General features: G+C 42.1%; 14 protein-coding genes and 1 pseudogene. 6 read left to right on the top strand and 9 right to left on the bottom strand.

Features of this window, described 5'->3' with window-relative positions; all coding sequences use genetic code 11:
• Positions 1 to 2: 2 nt before the first annotated feature.
• Complete coding sequence (locus tag IQ276_RS32845; RefSeq protein ID WP_228043301.1) at positions 3 to 1091, bottom strand: ATP-binding protein; 1089 nt, start codon at positions 1089 to 1091, stop codon at positions 3 to 5.
• A gap of 215 nt (positions 1092 to 1306) precedes the next feature.
• On the opposite strand from IQ276_RS32845, the gene IQ276_RS32840 reads away from it, so the two are divergent.
• Positions 1307 to 1543: a hypothetical protein gene (locus IQ276_RS32840; protein ID WP_193920233.1), complete on the top strand. Its 237-nt coding sequence runs from the start codon at positions 1307 to 1309 to the stop codon at positions 1541 to 1543.
• A gap of 128 nt (positions 1544 to 1671) precedes the next feature.
• Positions 1672 to 2094 carry a hypothetical protein gene (locus IQ276_RS32835; RefSeq protein ID WP_235116172.1) on the top strand — a complete coding sequence of 141 codons (423 nt, stop codon included), beginning with the start codon at positions 1672 to 1674 and terminating at the stop codon, positions 2092 to 2094.
• Between the two features lie 93 nt (positions 2095 to 2187).
• Here IQ276_RS32835 and IQ276_RS32830 read toward each other — a convergent pair whose 3' ends face one another.
• Together IQ276_RS32830 and IQ276_RS32825 are read right to left on the bottom strand one after the other, a co-directional pair.
• On the bottom strand, positions 2188 to 3831 hold the full coding sequence (locus IQ276_RS32830; protein ID WP_190882199.1) for an acetolactate synthase large subunit: 1644 nt from the start codon (positions 3829 to 3831) through the stop codon (positions 2188 to 2190).
• A gap of 223 nt (positions 3832 to 4054) precedes the next feature.
• Positions 4055 to 5422 (bottom strand): NAD-dependent succinate-semialdehyde dehydrogenase, encoded by a 1368-nt coding sequence (locus IQ276_RS32825; protein WP_235116171.1) that lies wholly within the window; start codon positions 5420 to 5422, stop codon positions 4055 to 4057.
• Between the two features lie 161 nt (positions 5423 to 5583).
• Between IQ276_RS32825 and IQ276_RS41120 the strand changes: the two genes are divergently transcribed.
• Complete coding sequence (locus tag IQ276_RS41120) at positions 5584 to 5868, top strand: DUF6888 family protein (protein WP_373690611.1); 285 nt, start codon at positions 5584 to 5586, stop codon at positions 5866 to 5868.
• A 3-nt stretch (positions 5869 to 5871) separates the two neighbouring features.
• Positions 5872 to 6495 (top strand): Uma2 family endonuclease, encoded by a 624-nt coding sequence (locus IQ276_RS32820; protein ID WP_193915649.1) that lies wholly within the window; start codon positions 5872 to 5874, stop codon positions 6493 to 6495.
• Between the two features lie 133 nt (positions 6496 to 6628).
• On the opposite strand, the gene IQ276_RS32815 is transcribed toward IQ276_RS32820, so the two are convergent.
• Positions 6629 to 8275, bottom strand: a complete 1647-nt coding sequence (locus IQ276_RS32815) for an adenylate/guanylate cyclase domain-containing protein (protein WP_193915651.1) — start codon at positions 8273 to 8275, stop codon at positions 6629 to 6631.
• Positions 8276 to 9139: 864 nt separating this feature from the next.
• On the opposite strand from IQ276_RS32815, the gene IQ276_RS32810 reads away from it, so the two are divergent.
• Positions 9140 to 9685 carry a hypothetical protein gene (locus tag IQ276_RS32810; RefSeq protein ID WP_193915654.1) on the top strand — a complete coding sequence of 182 codons (546 nt, stop codon included), beginning with the start codon at positions 9140 to 9142 and terminating at the stop codon, positions 9683 to 9685.
• 71 nt (positions 9686 to 9756) lie between these two features.
• Here IQ276_RS32810 and ylqF read toward each other — a convergent pair whose 3' ends face one another.
• The 5 genes from ylqF to IQ276_RS32785 all read right to left on the bottom strand — a co-directional run bounded on the left by ylqF (position 9757) and on the right by IQ276_RS32785 (position 13324).
• On the bottom strand, positions 9757 to 10638 hold the full coding sequence (gene ylqF / locus IQ276_RS32805; protein WP_193915657.1) for a ribosome biogenesis GTPase YlqF: 882 nt from the start codon (positions 10636 to 10638) through the stop codon (positions 9757 to 9759).
• 156 nt (positions 10639 to 10794) lie between these two features.
• Positions 10795 to 11205 carry a VOC family protein gene (locus IQ276_RS32800; RefSeq protein WP_193915660.1) on the bottom strand — a complete coding sequence of 137 codons (411 nt, stop codon included), beginning with the start codon at positions 11203 to 11205 and terminating at the stop codon, positions 10795 to 10797.
• Positions 11206 to 11338: 133 nt separating this feature from the next.
• Entirely contained in the window at positions 11339 to 12181 is an 843-nt protein-coding gene (fdhD, locus tag IQ276_RS32795) for a formate dehydrogenase accessory sulfurtransferase FdhD (protein ID WP_193915663.1), read from the bottom strand.
• A gap of 30 nt (positions 12182 to 12211) precedes the next feature.
• Positions 12212 to 12880, bottom strand: a complete 669-nt coding sequence (locus IQ276_RS32790) for a Uma2 family endonuclease (RefSeq protein WP_193915665.1) — start codon at positions 12878 to 12880, stop codon at positions 12212 to 12214.
• A 108-nt stretch (positions 12881 to 12988) separates the two neighbouring features.
• On the bottom strand, positions 12989 to 13324 hold the full coding sequence (locus IQ276_RS32785) for a WD40 repeat domain-containing protein (protein WP_193915667.1): 336 nt from the start codon (positions 13322 to 13324) through the stop codon (positions 12989 to 12991).
• On the opposite strand from IQ276_RS32785, the pseudogene IQ276_RS32780 reads away from it, so the two are divergent.
• A pseudogene (locus tag IQ276_RS32780) lies at positions 13261 to 13800 on the top strand (nitrogenase component 1); the annotation flags it as partial. The gene IQ276_RS32785 and the pseudogene IQ276_RS32780 sit on opposite strands and share 64 nt — an antisense overlap.
• Positions 13801 to 13913 lie beyond the last annotated feature (113 nt).

Below are 13913 nucleotides of genomic sequence, written 5' to 3'. Positions count from 1 at the left end.
AGTTACTCTGCTAGTTCTGAATCTAATAAATCAGCAAATGGTTTCATTTGTATTAATCCTTCCTCACGCCAATTATCATTATTCTCCCCTTCTTCTAAGTTAAATAATCTTTCTCTACACAGAATTTGTAACAACAGTGGCCAGCAGCAACTTTGTGTCAAAATCCACTCTACATCTTCGTCAGTCAAGGCAATGGGCGAACTCGCTATCAGTTCCCGTGCTTCTATCTGAGTCAATGCTCCCAGATATGCGGTGTAGCCGAAAATATTGAAAAAGGGCGAACTGTGTCCTGTGTTGTGTGCTAGTTCTATTGGTGATTCGGGGGTAGCTAAGATAAACGCCAGATTTCCACCTGTGTGGTTAGTTGCTAAAGACCGCAAACTCTCCCAAAAGCCATCATCTAATTCTGGACACCGTTGCAAGCCAACGCCAATTTCATCCAATAAGATGACTGTGGGAGAATGCAATTTATCGCTGACTACATCCATGAAATGATCTAAATCGCAAGGTGTTGGCACTTGCATTTTCAGTGATTCTAGGATGTATTTGAGTAAACCTTCTCGGCTTTGCATTCGTGCGTCTTGTAAGTCTACAAAAATCCAATGGTAATTTTCTGGATGGGGTAGCCAGTCAGATTTTTGCTCAGGACGCAACTGTTGTGCTGGGGTGGTGGTGATATTTTTTAGGTAGTGCAGCAGGGATGTTTTACCGCTGCGCTTTTTGCCGATAATGGCGGCGTTTTGTAGGGGATGGCGTTTGAGTAAGTTGAAGAGGCGTTTTAATTCTTTTTCGCGTCCAAAAAAGTAACGGGGTTGGGTGATGGGTGCGCCTGTGATGAAGGGTGATGCTTCGCTGTTAGTTGGTTCAAGTTCTTTGTATGCAATTTCTTGCCACTTGAAACCCAATTTACTGCTAATTTCTATAAAATTCAGATAGTCAATAGGTTTGCCATTGAGGAAGCTTTTGACTGTGGAGAGAGAAAACCCGACATCACTAGCCAAGGACTGCTGGCTGGGATAGCCATTGCGCCCAGGTGCTGACTTGACTTTTTCAATATACTCTGGGGCTACTCGCAGCGATCGCGCCATCATTCTTCATGGAGAATCTGCTGTGAGTATATCAGGTTTTTATACTAGCTAAATAGCTTTGCTGTTGAGCGATCGCCTTTTGCACTCTAGAAATTAGAGTCATCCTGAACTTAACTGATAATCAACTAACAACTCGTCTAATCGGTGACTATTTCTCAACTCAGTTCTCAACTAGCAGCAAGTTGTAATGAGAATGTAACGAGTTAAAGGCTTTAAAAATGAAACGAGAATTGAGAGTTTTACAAATTACTTTATCACTTTGTGGTGTGATGATGTTTGGTACTGTAACTTACGCTGCGATTCAAATGGTGAATGGTCAATACCGAGTGGAAATAGCGCTCACTACTAAGGGACTCATTATTAAGTCAGATATTGACAAAAGGCAATGCAATGCAGTAGAGAATGTTGCTCAAAAGCAGGAAAGTACAAGTTCTGGCCAGAAGAGGATTAATTAGGAGTATACGGGTAGGGGCACAGCCATGTTCCCTACGATTATCTGTACCTCACGCCTGTTGCAATCTGCTGTAAGTGATGAATTAGAATCAAAAACTTCTAACTTCTTGCAAATGAGTCTTTGATACTCGTGAATGAGTCTTTGATACTCGTGAATGAGTCTTTGATACTCGTGAACGAGTCTTTGATACTCGTGAACGAGTCTTTGATACTCGTGAACGAGTCTTTGATACTCGGCGACGAGTCTTTGATACTCGTGAATGAGTCTTTGATACTCGTGAACGAGTCTTTAATACTCGTGAACGAGTCTTTGATACTCGTGAATGAGTCTTTGATACTCGTGAACGAGTCTTTAATACTCGTGAACGAGTCTTTGATACTCGGCGACGAGTCTTTGATACTCGTGAACGAGTCTTTGATACTCGACGATGAGTCTTTAATACTCGCGGACGAGTCTTTAATACTCGGCGATGAGTTTTTGAGCCTCGTGGTTTTTTTAACGAACCGCAAAGGACGCAAAGGACGCAAAGAAGGAGAAGAAATATATCTATAAATTAAGCTCAGTAAAAAGGTGCGTTATGCCAAAGGCTAACGCACCCTACGAAAAATTGTAGAGACGCAATTCATCGCGTCTCTACAAGATTTTTTACAGCGCACAACTCAACTCGCCGGCTTTTTGGCTAAAGCGGTGATTCTCCCGATAGTCTACAGGACAATCTATGACGGCGGGTACATCTTGAGCGAGGGCTTCTTTGAGTGTGGGAATTAAATCTAAAGCTGATTCAACTCGGTAACCTTTTAAACCCATGCTTTCGGCTAATTTGACAAAATCAGGATTACCAAAATGCACAAAAGATGAGTTTCCTTTGCCAAATTGATTTTCTTGTTTCCACTCAATTAATCCATAGCCACCGTCATTAAAGATGATGGTGACAAAGGGCGTACCAACACGCAAGGCGGTTTCTAATTCTTGGGAATTCATCATAAAGCCGCCATCGCCAGTTACAGCAACAATTTTGCGTTTGGGATGAACGAGTTTTGCTGCTAAGGCACCAGGAATCGCAATGCCCATTGCGGCAAAGCCATTGGAAATAATACAAGTGTTGGGGCTATGGCAGTGATAATGACGCGCCATCCACATTTTATGTGCGCCAACATCGGAGATGACGATATCATCTGGGCCCATCACTTGCCTTAAGTCATAAATTAACTTTTGCGGTTTAATGGGAAATCCATCATCATGGGCGTACTGTTCGTAATCAGCGCGAATATCTGCTCGTAAACTGATGGCAAAGGGATCGGGTTTTCCTTGTCGGTCTGCTAATTTTAAGATTTCATAGAGGGAATCAGAAATGTCTCCCACGACTTCGGCATCAGGAATATAACTACTATCAATTTCCGCTGGATTTAACCCTATATGCACAACTGGAATTTTGCCGTCACGATTCCATTTTTTGGGGGAAAATTCTATCAAATCATAGCCGATCGCAATTACTAAATCTGTATTATCAAATCCACAGGTAATGAAGTCTCTTTGCTGCAATCCCACTGACCACAATGCTAATTGATGTGTGTAGGGAATCACGCCTTTACCCATGAAGGTATTAGCAACAGGTATATTCAGCAAGGTGGCAAATTGTGTGACGGCATCACTTGCATGAGCGCGAATTGCCCCATTTCCTACTAATATTAATGGGTTTACTGCTTGGCAAATTGCGGCTGCTGCTGCCCGAATACTAGCAAAAGATGCATAGGTTTTTTCGCTATTATCTTTACGCAAAGGTTTGCCTTCTACGGGCATGGCAGCAATATTTTCTGGCAAATCGATGTGAACTGCACCAGGTTTTTCAGATTGCGATCGCTTAAATGCTTTTCGCACTACTTCTGGTGTAATACTCGGTCGCACAATCTGCTTATTCCATTTGGTAACAGGTGCAAACATCGCCACCAAATCTAAATATTGATGGGATTCAATGTGCATTCTATCTGTTCCCACTTGACCGGTAATCGCCACTAAAGGCGCACCATCGAGGTTGGCATCTGCTACCCCAGTCATCAAGTTGGTTGCCCCAGGCCCAAGAGTAGAAAGACACACTCCGGCTTTTCCGGTTAGCCGTCCGTAGACATCCGCCATGAATGCTGCACCTTGTTCATGACGAGTTGTAATAAATTTAATCGAAGAATGTTTTAACGCTTCCAAAACATGCAGGTTTTCTTCGCCAGGGAGTCCAAAAATATATTGCACTCCTTCATTTTCTAGGCACTGCACCAATAATTCTGCTGTATTCATTTTATTTCCTGACTAGCGATAATATTGGGGACTGGGGACTGGGGATTGGGGATTGGGGATGGGGGATTGGGGATTGGGGATTGGGAAGTGAGGACTGGGACTGGGGAGTGGGGAATAAAAATATCTTTCCCAAAACCTAATTTGTAATCTTTAATTCCTAATCCCAATACTTACTTCCTAATACCTAGCCCCTAATCCCCAGTCCCCAGTCCCCAGTCCCTAATCACTTCACCCACACAGTTTTAACGTTGACAAACTCATGTATACCTTGGATACTCAATTCTCTGCCATATCCAGAACGCTTAATACCACCAAAGGGCAATCGGGGATCGGATTTGACCATACCGTTGATAAATACGGCACCTGCTTGGATTTCTTCAACCAAGCGATCGCGTTCTTGATCGTTGGTTGTCCAAGCACTTGCACCTAAGCCAAAGGGGCTATCATTGGCAAGTTTAATGGCAGCATCGATATCTGGAACCCGGAATAACAAAGCTACTGGGCCAAAGAATTCTTCTTTGGCAATTGGTGTGTTGGGCGGGATATCTATGATAATGGTTGGCGGATAAAAGTTTCCAGGACGATCTAATAATGGATGTCCACCGATAAGGACTTTCCCACCGCTTTGGGTAGCAGTTTGCACTTGTTGGTCTAAATCCTGGAGAATCCCAGGAGTTGCCAGAGGCCCGATATCGGTGTCTGGTTGCATGGGATCGCCCACTTTCAGCGCCTCGAATTTATCTAACAACAATTTTTCAAATTTGTCAGCGATCGCTTCTGCGATAATAAAACGTTTTGCTGCAATACATGATTGCCCGTTATTCAACATCCGCGCTGTAGTAGCTGTGACAACTGCTGCTTCTAAGTCAGCACTTTCTAACACAATAAATGGGTCGCTTCCTCCCAATTCCAAAACTGTTTTTTTAATTTGTTTCCCAGCGGCGACGGCGAGGGATATGCCTGCTGGTTCGCTTCCTGTTAAGGTTGCAGCTTTTACCCTCTCGTCTGCCATTAAGTCGGCGACTTTGGCAGCCCCAATCAATAAAGTTTGAAATACACCTCCGGGAAAACCTGCCCGTCGAATAATTTCTTCTATTGCCAAGGCGCACTGCGGCACGTTGGAAGCATGTTTGAGTAAGCCGACATTTCCCGCCATGAGTGCTGGTGCAGCAAAGCGGAAAACTTGCCAGAAGGGGAAATTCCAGGGCATAACTGCCAGAATCGCCCCTAAGGGCTGGTAGCGAACAAAACTATGGCTGGCATCAGTTTTGACAGAAACATCAGCCAAAAAACCAGGGGCGTGTTCGGCGTAGTAGCGACAGACGGCGGCGCATTTTTCGACTTCGGCGATGGCAGCTTTAAAAGGCTTACCCATTTCTAGAGTCATTAATTTAGCAAATTCTGCTTTGTCTTGCTCTAAAATATCGGCAGCCTTTTGTAACCAGTGCGATCGCTCAGAAAAACTAGTCTGGCGATAATGTTCAAAAGCCTGATTCGCCAAATCGAGTTTAGCGTTAATTTCTGCATCCTTGAGTGGCTCAAAGATTTGAAAAGTTTCCCCAGTGGCAGGATTAATCGTGGCGATCGCCATTACCTGACCTCCCGTTAAAAAATAGCTTGACTGTTGGCTTCCTAGTGTTACACAGATCTATTCTGGAAGCCACCACCCAAATTCTAGTCTTTTAGTTAAGAAGTCGCTGCTTAGTATTACAATTTCGCAATTAAAATTGAAGTAATATATACAATTCAGTCGTGTATTTATACTTAAAAATCAGTTTTTTGTCATTAGATGAACGAACCGGAAATATTTATATCTTGGCTGGAGAAGAAACCGGAATTGTAATTCGTGAGAATTTTGGGGTTGACTGTCCTTTGTCATTGGTCATTTGTCGTTGGTTTTGTCTCACAAATCATTTAGGATTGCTATGGAAGCAAAATGGACACAAAAAAATCTGTAAAAATTACCATATCAGAATTCAGAAGTCAGAATGGGCTACGCCAAGCTGCGCTAACAGAATTCAGAATTCGAGGAATTAAGCCATGACTCAAGCTTTACGCAAACTAGTTACATTCGATGAATTCGTTGCTAAATATCCAGATAACACAGGAAAACGTTACGAACTATATGATGGAGTAGTTGTTGAAATACCCCAACCAACAGGCGACCATGAAGAGGTAATTGGATTTGTAGCCACAAAAATCACTTTAGAATATAGTCGCTTAAACCTTCGTTATTTCATCCCAAAAACAGTATTAGTTAAACCAATTGATAACGAATCAGCTTATTCGCCAGATGTACTAGTCCTAAATCTGCCTAATTTAGTTAATGAACCTCTATGGAAAAAACAATCAACTGTTACCCAAGCAGCATCTATTTCTTTAGTAATTGAGGTAGTCAGTACGAATTGGCGTGATGATTATCTGAAAAAATATGCTGATTATGAACAAATGGGAATTCCGGAATATTGGATTGTTGATTATGCAGCATTGGGCGGTAGGGAATTTATTGGCAAGCCTAAACAACCGACTATTTCAGTTTGCTATTTAGAAGAAGGTGAGTATCGCGTTAGTAAATTTCGAGGAAATGACCGCATCCAGTCATCAATTTTTCCAGAATTGAATTTGACCACAGAACAAATTTTTCGGGCTGGTACAGAAGTGTAATATTGTGTTCAGTTAAACATTGCCGTGCCCCTACACGCGACGATATATAGAACTCATATCAAGACAATCGCTACTAATACTATATGTATAAGCTCAATCCAAAATCCAAAATCTAAAATCCAAAATTGTCTGACTAATGACTAATAATTGTTGATACTGGCTGCAATTTTGTCTGATAAACTTTCACTAATCTATCAATACCTTTGAAACGAAAATCTCCCATTTCCTGGAAATCTGAGGGTTGTGAAAGCATTGCATGGGTGGCTTCACTAATGACGCATTCACTTGGAGGACAAACTCCTTCCATACGAGCGGCAAGATTAATTGTCGCCCCTAATGCTGTATAGTCTACCCTTTGGGAACTACCAACATCTCCCACAACGGCTTTACCACTATTAATTGCAATGCGTAATTGTAGGGGTTCTTGCCAAAAATTATTGGCATTGAGATGTTCGAGACGATTTAGCATTCCTTTAGCAGCAGTCACGGCGCGATTGGCATGATCTAGTTGTGGTTCTGGAGCGCCAAAAAATGCCATGATACAATCGCCAATATATTTATCTAAAGTGCCGCCGCAAGTAAATACTTCTTTAAGCATTTCTTCAAATAAATTATTTAATAATTGAGCGATCGCAGTTGGTGTTAATCTTTCAGAAATTGCTGTAAAACCAACTAAATCCGCAAATAAAATACTAATTTCGCTCTCTGTAGGCGCTAATCGACCATCTGGCGACGCGCCTATAGATATCAACTGCTGTACAACTGCTGGGGAATGATAGCGTTCTAGTCGGTGACGAATCATTTCTTCAGTTTTGAGTTTTTCTACCAGCAACCAACGCTGGACGCTAGAAGCAACAAGGTTTGCTAAAGCTGAAAAAAAGCTCAGTTCTTCCTCGCCTTCATTTGCCCAATGGTAAGAAGAAAGATTAGCATCGGCATAAAGAACACCCACGACTTTATTTTCATCCCATAAAGGCACTGCCATTGCACTGCGAATGCCTTTGACTAAAATACTCTGTTCGCTAGCAAACCGTTCGTCCTGATGAGTATCACCGGTTTGAATGACGACTTTTTCTTCAAATACCTTTTGACAGATACTACGACTAATCCAACTACCATCCGCAGGGAGATGTTTGTGTTGGGAAACATTTCTGGTGGCAGCATTTACTAACTCTAAGTGCCCACAACCATTGACATCAATTAATAATGCCAAGCGATCGATACTATCAAGGTAACGAAATACAACTTGTTGCACCTGGGAAAAAATCTCTTCTATAGACGCCGCCGCACAAAGATTTTTGGCGATATCAACTAAGTCTTTAAGACGCGCAATGGTTTTATCTTTATTGCTGATGTTACCATCCTTACTATCAGCTGCAATCCATTGCTGTTGTAATTGTTCGACGTTATGAAGGATTGTTCTTTGCTCATTAGTTTCCGAAGTTGGCGCATACTCTGGTGCCAATGTCGATTGTGAAACAGGATTTGTGAGCAGCACTACCAGGCTAACATTACCCAGCCAAACGACATCACCGTGATGTAACTCTTGGGGACAGTTGACAAGATATTTATTTACTTGGGTGCCGTTTTTGCTACCCAGATCTTCAATAGTCCACATACCTTCAGCCGTTTTTAAAATACGCGCATGGTTGCGGGATACTCCAGCAAAAGGTAAGTACAAGTTACATTCTGGCAAACGACCAATTGTAAATACATCTTGGTCAACTGCGATCGTTGTCTCGGTATCTCCCTCTTGTAGGCGTAGGGTGAGTTCAGTCATGAGTGTGATGATCCATTGAAGCTACAGGTGCAAGCAACTCTTGGGTAAGTTATACCCTACAGGTTAACTCTTCACCTTTTCTTTATGACACTGTTAACCGCATTCCGACAACTGCGTGTATTTAATATTACAAGATGTGTCGTGTGTGAACGCCTAGCTGTAAATTAGTGTCAAGTTCAGCTAAAAGCCTGTTCAAGTCTCCCTAAATATCGTTTCTAGCTGTTGGCCAGCTGGCGATCGCTACCTCGTCTATGTCAGTAACTTTGAGGTTCGTTAGAAGTATTTATCATACCTTGAGAAATTCTTCATAAATTTGAGGAATAAAAGTTAGTGCATATAGCATTTCTATTTGATTACAAGGAAATTGGGGCTTCAAAGCCTCTCAGCAGCAGAGAGGTTTGGAGTATACTGGATGACTTTTAAAACAATCTCTCATCTCTCAGGGCATTGCCCTCAAAACTCGGAATACCAATGACATTAGGGACTTCCAGAAAATAAATTATCCCAAATTATTTGTACATTTTTCGGGTAGCACAGCTGTGCGCCCCTACTATGGAATATTTTTTTCCTTGGAAGTCCCTTAAGTGGGAAAGGCGGGAAAAGTAAGAAAAGTAGGATCTTTTGTAAAAGGAATTTACTATGCTGTTAATAAGCTGTATGTTGATATATGAGATGCAGCAGAATTCAGGAGTGGAGCCGGGGACTTAAACCCGCCGAAGTTTGTTAAAAATTTATTCTTAGATATAGCAACAGCCTTGGTGGTTAGGACATTAACAGATGATAAAACCTAGACACAAAAAGACTTTTCACCCAGTCCCCAGTAAAGAGTCCCCAGTCCCTTGCTATACCTCTAAAGTACAAATAATGTGGTTAAGTACGAGAGTAATTAGGTTTTTTGATGACTACGAATATAGAGAGTATACGAACGATCTTGGTTTGCCTGCTCGTTATGAAATTCGGAGTATTGATTCTTGGTGCAATCCACACCTTAGTTATTCACGCAACTTTCGTCTAGATTCATTAGAGCAAGTCTGGGAGTTGCTCGATTGGCTTCCAAGTCCGGTATCTAGCCACCAATATTATCTATTGTTTGCATCTGCAAACAAACACAAGATTCCGGAAAATCATCCGAGATTAAAGCTACTGGGATACGATTTGTTGGATGTTGAGGGCAAATCATCTTTGTGGAACTATCGACCTTGGAGAGGAATTTTAAAGCCCTTAGTTCAAAAGGTCAACCGGTATGGATTATTAACTTGGTCAGATGCTGTAACTGCTCAAGCTATTCTCCCCCAGGCTTGGCACAACCATCCTCGTTCTGTCGTGAAGATTTGCACTTTGTTTGAAGTCTTGCCTTTAAGGGACTTCCAAAAAATCAAGTCACCAATTAATAGTAATAATAATTATTAGGTCTGTTGCAAAATTTTTGACAACAGACCTATATCTAAAGTAAAGTGCTGCTCCAAAATGCCCAAAAAAGTTTAATTTGGTGGTATTTCTAAAGCTATTTCACCCAGTAATCCCTTGCGAAAATCTGTTAAAAGTTGCCTTGCTGTTCGCTCTACATCACCTTTGTAACGATGCTCTGCCAAGGCGTGCAAATAAACATCTCCAGTTTCAGATACAGGATCGAGTTGGTAGCGGGACTCTAGCGGTTTTTTTGGTAACAAATCTGTGGCTACAGCTTCCAAATAGTTCAGTAAATCTACTAAGGCTGCTGCTACGAGCTGATTATCGTAAGATGCCTCACCGATATCATCACAAATTGCTAATTTTAATGCTGCATCTTGGTCTTCTAACCTAGCGGGGATCACACCAGGAGCATCAAGTAATTCCAAATGTTCAGAAATTCGCACCCAGCGGAGTTGGCGAGTTACCCCAGGACGGGCTGCACTTTCTACTACTCGCCGTCCTAACAGACGGTTAATCAAAGCTGATTTACCGACATTGGGAAAACCAATTACTACAGCCCTTACTGGACGGGGTAACATGCCGCGATCGCTTCTTCTTTTATTGAGTTCTACCCCAGCTGCTTGGGCTGCCCGTGCCACTTCTGCTATACCTTTACCATGTTGAGCATTGGTAAAATAAGGGGTTTCTCCTTGACGTTTAAACCAATCTATCCAAAGCGATCGCATTTGCGGCGTAATCATATCTACTCGGTTGAGTATCAACACCCGTGTCTTACCCTCCACCCACTCAGCTATTTGGGGATGGTGAGTCCCTAAAGGAATCCGGGCGTCTCGTACCTCAAACACCACATCTACGCGTTTTAGCTGTTCTTTAAGCTTCTTTTCAGCTTTGGCAATGTGACCTGGATACCATTGAATTAGGTTTAATTTATAGTTTTGAGTTATGGTCATAGTTTCTTATTAACTACCAATTATTAATTATTGCCAATCAAAGGGACTGGGGATTGGGGACTGGGAACTGGGGACTGGGAACTGGGTAGTAGAAGGGTAGAGGCAAGAGCAAAGTGAAAAATAACTCCTCATTCTTAACTCCTGACTCCTGATTGCTCACTCAGCACTCCCTTTAGCTTCATGTAAAATCAGACGATTACCATCAGGGTCATAAGCATAAATCTCTCTGCCGTGGGAAGCAATGGAAATCTTTCCTGGTGGGGGATAGCCCAAAGCGGTTAAGTGGGCGATCGCATCTTCCAAGTTACTCACCTCTAAACATAAACTTATCTTACTTTTGCCATAGACACAAAGCGACGAGTCAAGAGACATCACTTCAAATTCCGATTCATTGGTGTCCTTTGGTTTAAAAATACCCAACCGCATACTAGTCAAATGAAACTCAGCATAGACATTCGGAATCAAAGTCACCGGCTTTTGCTCCAGCAATTTTGTATAGAAATTCACTAAGTTTTCACAATTGACCGATGCTATAGTAACAAATGCATCAATGCACGAAAAAACCATATTTATCAACAAGTAAGTGTAATTAAATATTGACTCAAGGAATTGCTTTAATTATCAAGTTTGGATAATGTAATTTTGTTTTTATAGCAATACCTTCGCCATACTGAAAGATTGCTGAATTCGGAATTATTCTTCAATTTATAGCCTTTATTCTTTGCAAATCAGTGTAAACATTAAACCGTTCTCCGCGCAAGAATCCAATTAAGGTAATTCCAAATTCTTTGGCGACAGATACCGCTAAACTGCTGGGAGCAGAAACAGAGCAGACAATGGGAACTCCAGCAATTGCAGACTTTTGCAAAATCTCAAAACTAGAGCGTCCACTCACTAAGACAATATGGTTATTTAAAGGTAATTCGTCACTGAGAAATGCTGAACCAATCAATTTATCTAAAGCATTGTGACGCCCAACATCCTCGTGCAGATTTAACAACTTTCCTTGAGCATTGAAGGTAGCCGCAGCGTGCAAACCTCCTGTAGCGGTGAAGATACCTTGAGCAGCTCGGAGCTGATCTGGTAGGCTGTAGATGATATCAGGTGTTACTGTTAGACCAGCAGGAATCACTGGACATCCCCGCAGACGCAAAGCTTCAAGGCTTGCTTTACCACATACTCCACAGGCGCTAGTAGTGTAGAAATGACGCTCCAAAGGCTGTAAGTCTGGAATTAATCCATGCCGCAGTTCTACATTTACAATGTTATATCGCTGCTCACCATCTACTGACTCATCTACGCAGTAACTAATACGTTGGATATCTTCTTTGCGGGTAACGACTCCTTCAGCATAGAGGAAACCAGCAGCAAGTTCAAAATCTGCGCCAGGTGTCCGCATGGTAACAGCTACACTTTTTTGGAAGGGGGCGAGGCGAATTTCTAAGGGTTCTTCGGTGGTGAGATGGTCTAAACGCGATCGCACTTTACCATTTTCCACAACCCAAACTTGCGCTTTGGTTTTGCTACCAGGTTGTTTATTCATTACCTATAAAATTCTAGGCATCATTAATTTTTATAAATTTTCTGGATCTATATTTAATTCTCGCAGTTTTGCTGCTAGGCGATCGGCGCGTTGCGTCTGTTGTTGAACAGCTTCTTCAGGTGTGGGAATTAGTTGTCCTTGGGGGGTAAAATAACGCAATTTATTTTCATAAACACCCAAGTACAAACTTAGCTGTTGACTCCAGAATAATCCTTGAGGGTTCGGTTCTATGGGCTGATAAGTACCACCAACTAAGATAAACCCAGCAAATTCTAAATTTTTGGGGTCAAACCAGAAATATTCAGGAGTGCGGAAGATGTCTTGGTAAATTTGTTTTTTTAGCCCTTTATCGATCGCTGCGGTGGAATCTGAAAGCAGTTCTATAATCAAGTTGGGATATTTACCATATTCTTCCCAAACGACCCAGCTATCACGGGGCTTGCGTTCAGTATCCAACACAACAAAGAAATCTGGCCCCCGGAAATCTTCAGATTTGCGTTGGCGTGGACTGTAATAAATTGTTAGATTACCTGCACAAAAGAAGTCTTGACGATCGCGCCACCACCAATCAAGGCATTTTATTAATAGCAACATTTGTTGCAAATGTAGGTATGTTTCCAATGGCGGTTCGTTACTTTCTAAATCTCCTGGTGGAAATATTACATCTTTTGGGGGTTCAAAATCTTTGGCGACAGACATGGCTGCAAGTTTTGGAGTGATATAAGTTTAGGGTAGCAGTAGAGTTTGCAGAAGTCAGAAGTCAGGAGTCAGAATTCAGGAGTTACAGCAATTATCCAAAACCAAACTTTAAAAAGACGAATCTGCCTTGCTCCAGATGTGCTTTTGGCAAGTTTCACAGGCTGCTTTTAACCGTACAGTATTATCATTGTCGCTAAAACTTCCACTGCCAGTAACAATCATCTGGCTATCTGGACTAAAGGCTATGGAATTTACTTCGCTGTCATGTCCGATAAAAGGTGGAGTAAGAGGTTGACCTTGCAGGTTCCATAAACGCCAAGTCTCGTCAATACTACCACTACAGGACTTACGCAACTGGCGTGCCAGTTGCGTAAGTCCTGATACCTTACGAGGTGTTTGGGGAATTAACGGGACTAACAGCAGTAGATAAATTTCTCCAAGCATTGGCGGATATCAGTGGTGTTAGCGTACCAGACAAATACCGCCATCAGCGCCGTCAGTTGCAGCATGTAATGTTGGAGAATCACTTTTACTTTGGTTGCAAGGGAGTTGCTGTAGCGCTGGAACCAGATTTACTGTGGTCAACGGTTGATTTCTTGCGATCGCTAGGAGTTCAGATTCACGCCGCGGTCACGACAACACGCTCTCCTGTACTCGAAAAATTACCGATTCCTAGTGTTACCATTGGTGATTTAGAAGACTTTGAGCAACTGGCGGTTGGTTCTGATTTGCTGATTAGCAATTCTCACGCAGTTGCGATCGCTCATCGCTTAAAAATTCCTCTCTATGGTCAAGGAATTCCCATTTTTGACCGTTTAGATCACAATCATCTTACCAAGGTTGGCTACCAAGGTACTATGCAGCTTTTATTTGATATTGGCAACTTGTTTTTAGAGCAGGAAGCAAAGATTAAGCAGTAAGTACAGCCAGATTTAGCTTCATCAAAAGTGCGATCGCCTTTGGCATTGGCGTAGCCAGTTTGTTTTTAAAATATAAAAGCGATCGCTCCAAAAAACAAGGCTAACTGCTGGGT

The sequence above is a fragment of the Desmonostoc muscorum LEGE 12446 genome (assembly GCF_015207005.2).
GTDB lineage: Bacteria > Cyanobacteriota > Cyanobacteriia > Cyanobacteriales > Nostocaceae > Nostoc > Nostoc muscorum.
The sequence above is the reverse complement of the archived record's forward strand: the minus strand, read 5'-3'. Positions and strand labels throughout refer to the sequence as shown.

Coding starts and splice junctions, on each gene's coding strand:
- ylqF (WP_193915657.1), bottom strand. CDS start 10,638: ATGACCATAACTCAAAACTATAAATTAAACCTAATTCAATGGTATCCA.
- IQ276_RS32815 (WP_193915651.1), bottom strand. CDS start 8,275: ATGACTGAACTCACCCTACGCCTACAAGAGGGAGATACCGAGACAACG.
- IQ276_RS32790 (WP_193915665.1), bottom strand. CDS start 12,880: ATGTCTGTCGCCAAAGATTTTGAACCCCCAAAAGATGTAATATTTCCA.
- IQ276_RS32800 (WP_193915660.1), bottom strand. CDS start 11,205: ATGGTTTTTTCGTGCATTGATGCATTTGTTACTATAGCATCGGTCAAT.
- IQ276_RS32785 (WP_193915667.1), bottom strand. CDS start 13,324: ATGCTTGGAGAAATTTATCTACTGCTGTTAGTCCCGTTAATTCCCCAA.
- IQ276_RS32820 (WP_193915649.1), top strand. CDS start 5,872: ATGACTCAAGCTTTACGCAAACTAGTTACATTCGATGAATTCGTTGCT.
- fdhD (WP_193915663.1), bottom strand. CDS start 12,181: ATGAATAAACAACCTGGTAGCAAAACCAAAGCGCAAGTTTGGGTTGTG.
- IQ276_RS32830 (WP_190882199.1), bottom strand. CDS start 3,831: ATGAATACAGCAGAATTATTGGTGCAGTGCCTAGAAAATGAAGGAGTG.
- IQ276_RS32840 (WP_193920233.1), top strand. CDS start 1,307: ATGAAACGAGAATTGAGAGTTTTACAAATTACTTTATCACTTTGTGGT.
- IQ276_RS32825 (WP_235116171.1), bottom strand. CDS start 5,422: ATGGCGATCGCCACGATTAATCCTGCCACTGGGGAAACTTTTCAAATC.
- IQ276_RS32810 (WP_193915654.1), top strand. CDS start 9,140: ATGTGGTTAAGTACGAGAGTAATTAGGTTTTTTGATGACTACGAATAT.
- IQ276_RS32845 (WP_228043301.1), bottom strand. CDS start 1,091: ATGATGGCGCGATCGCTGCGAGTAGCCCCAGAGTATATTGAAAAAGTC.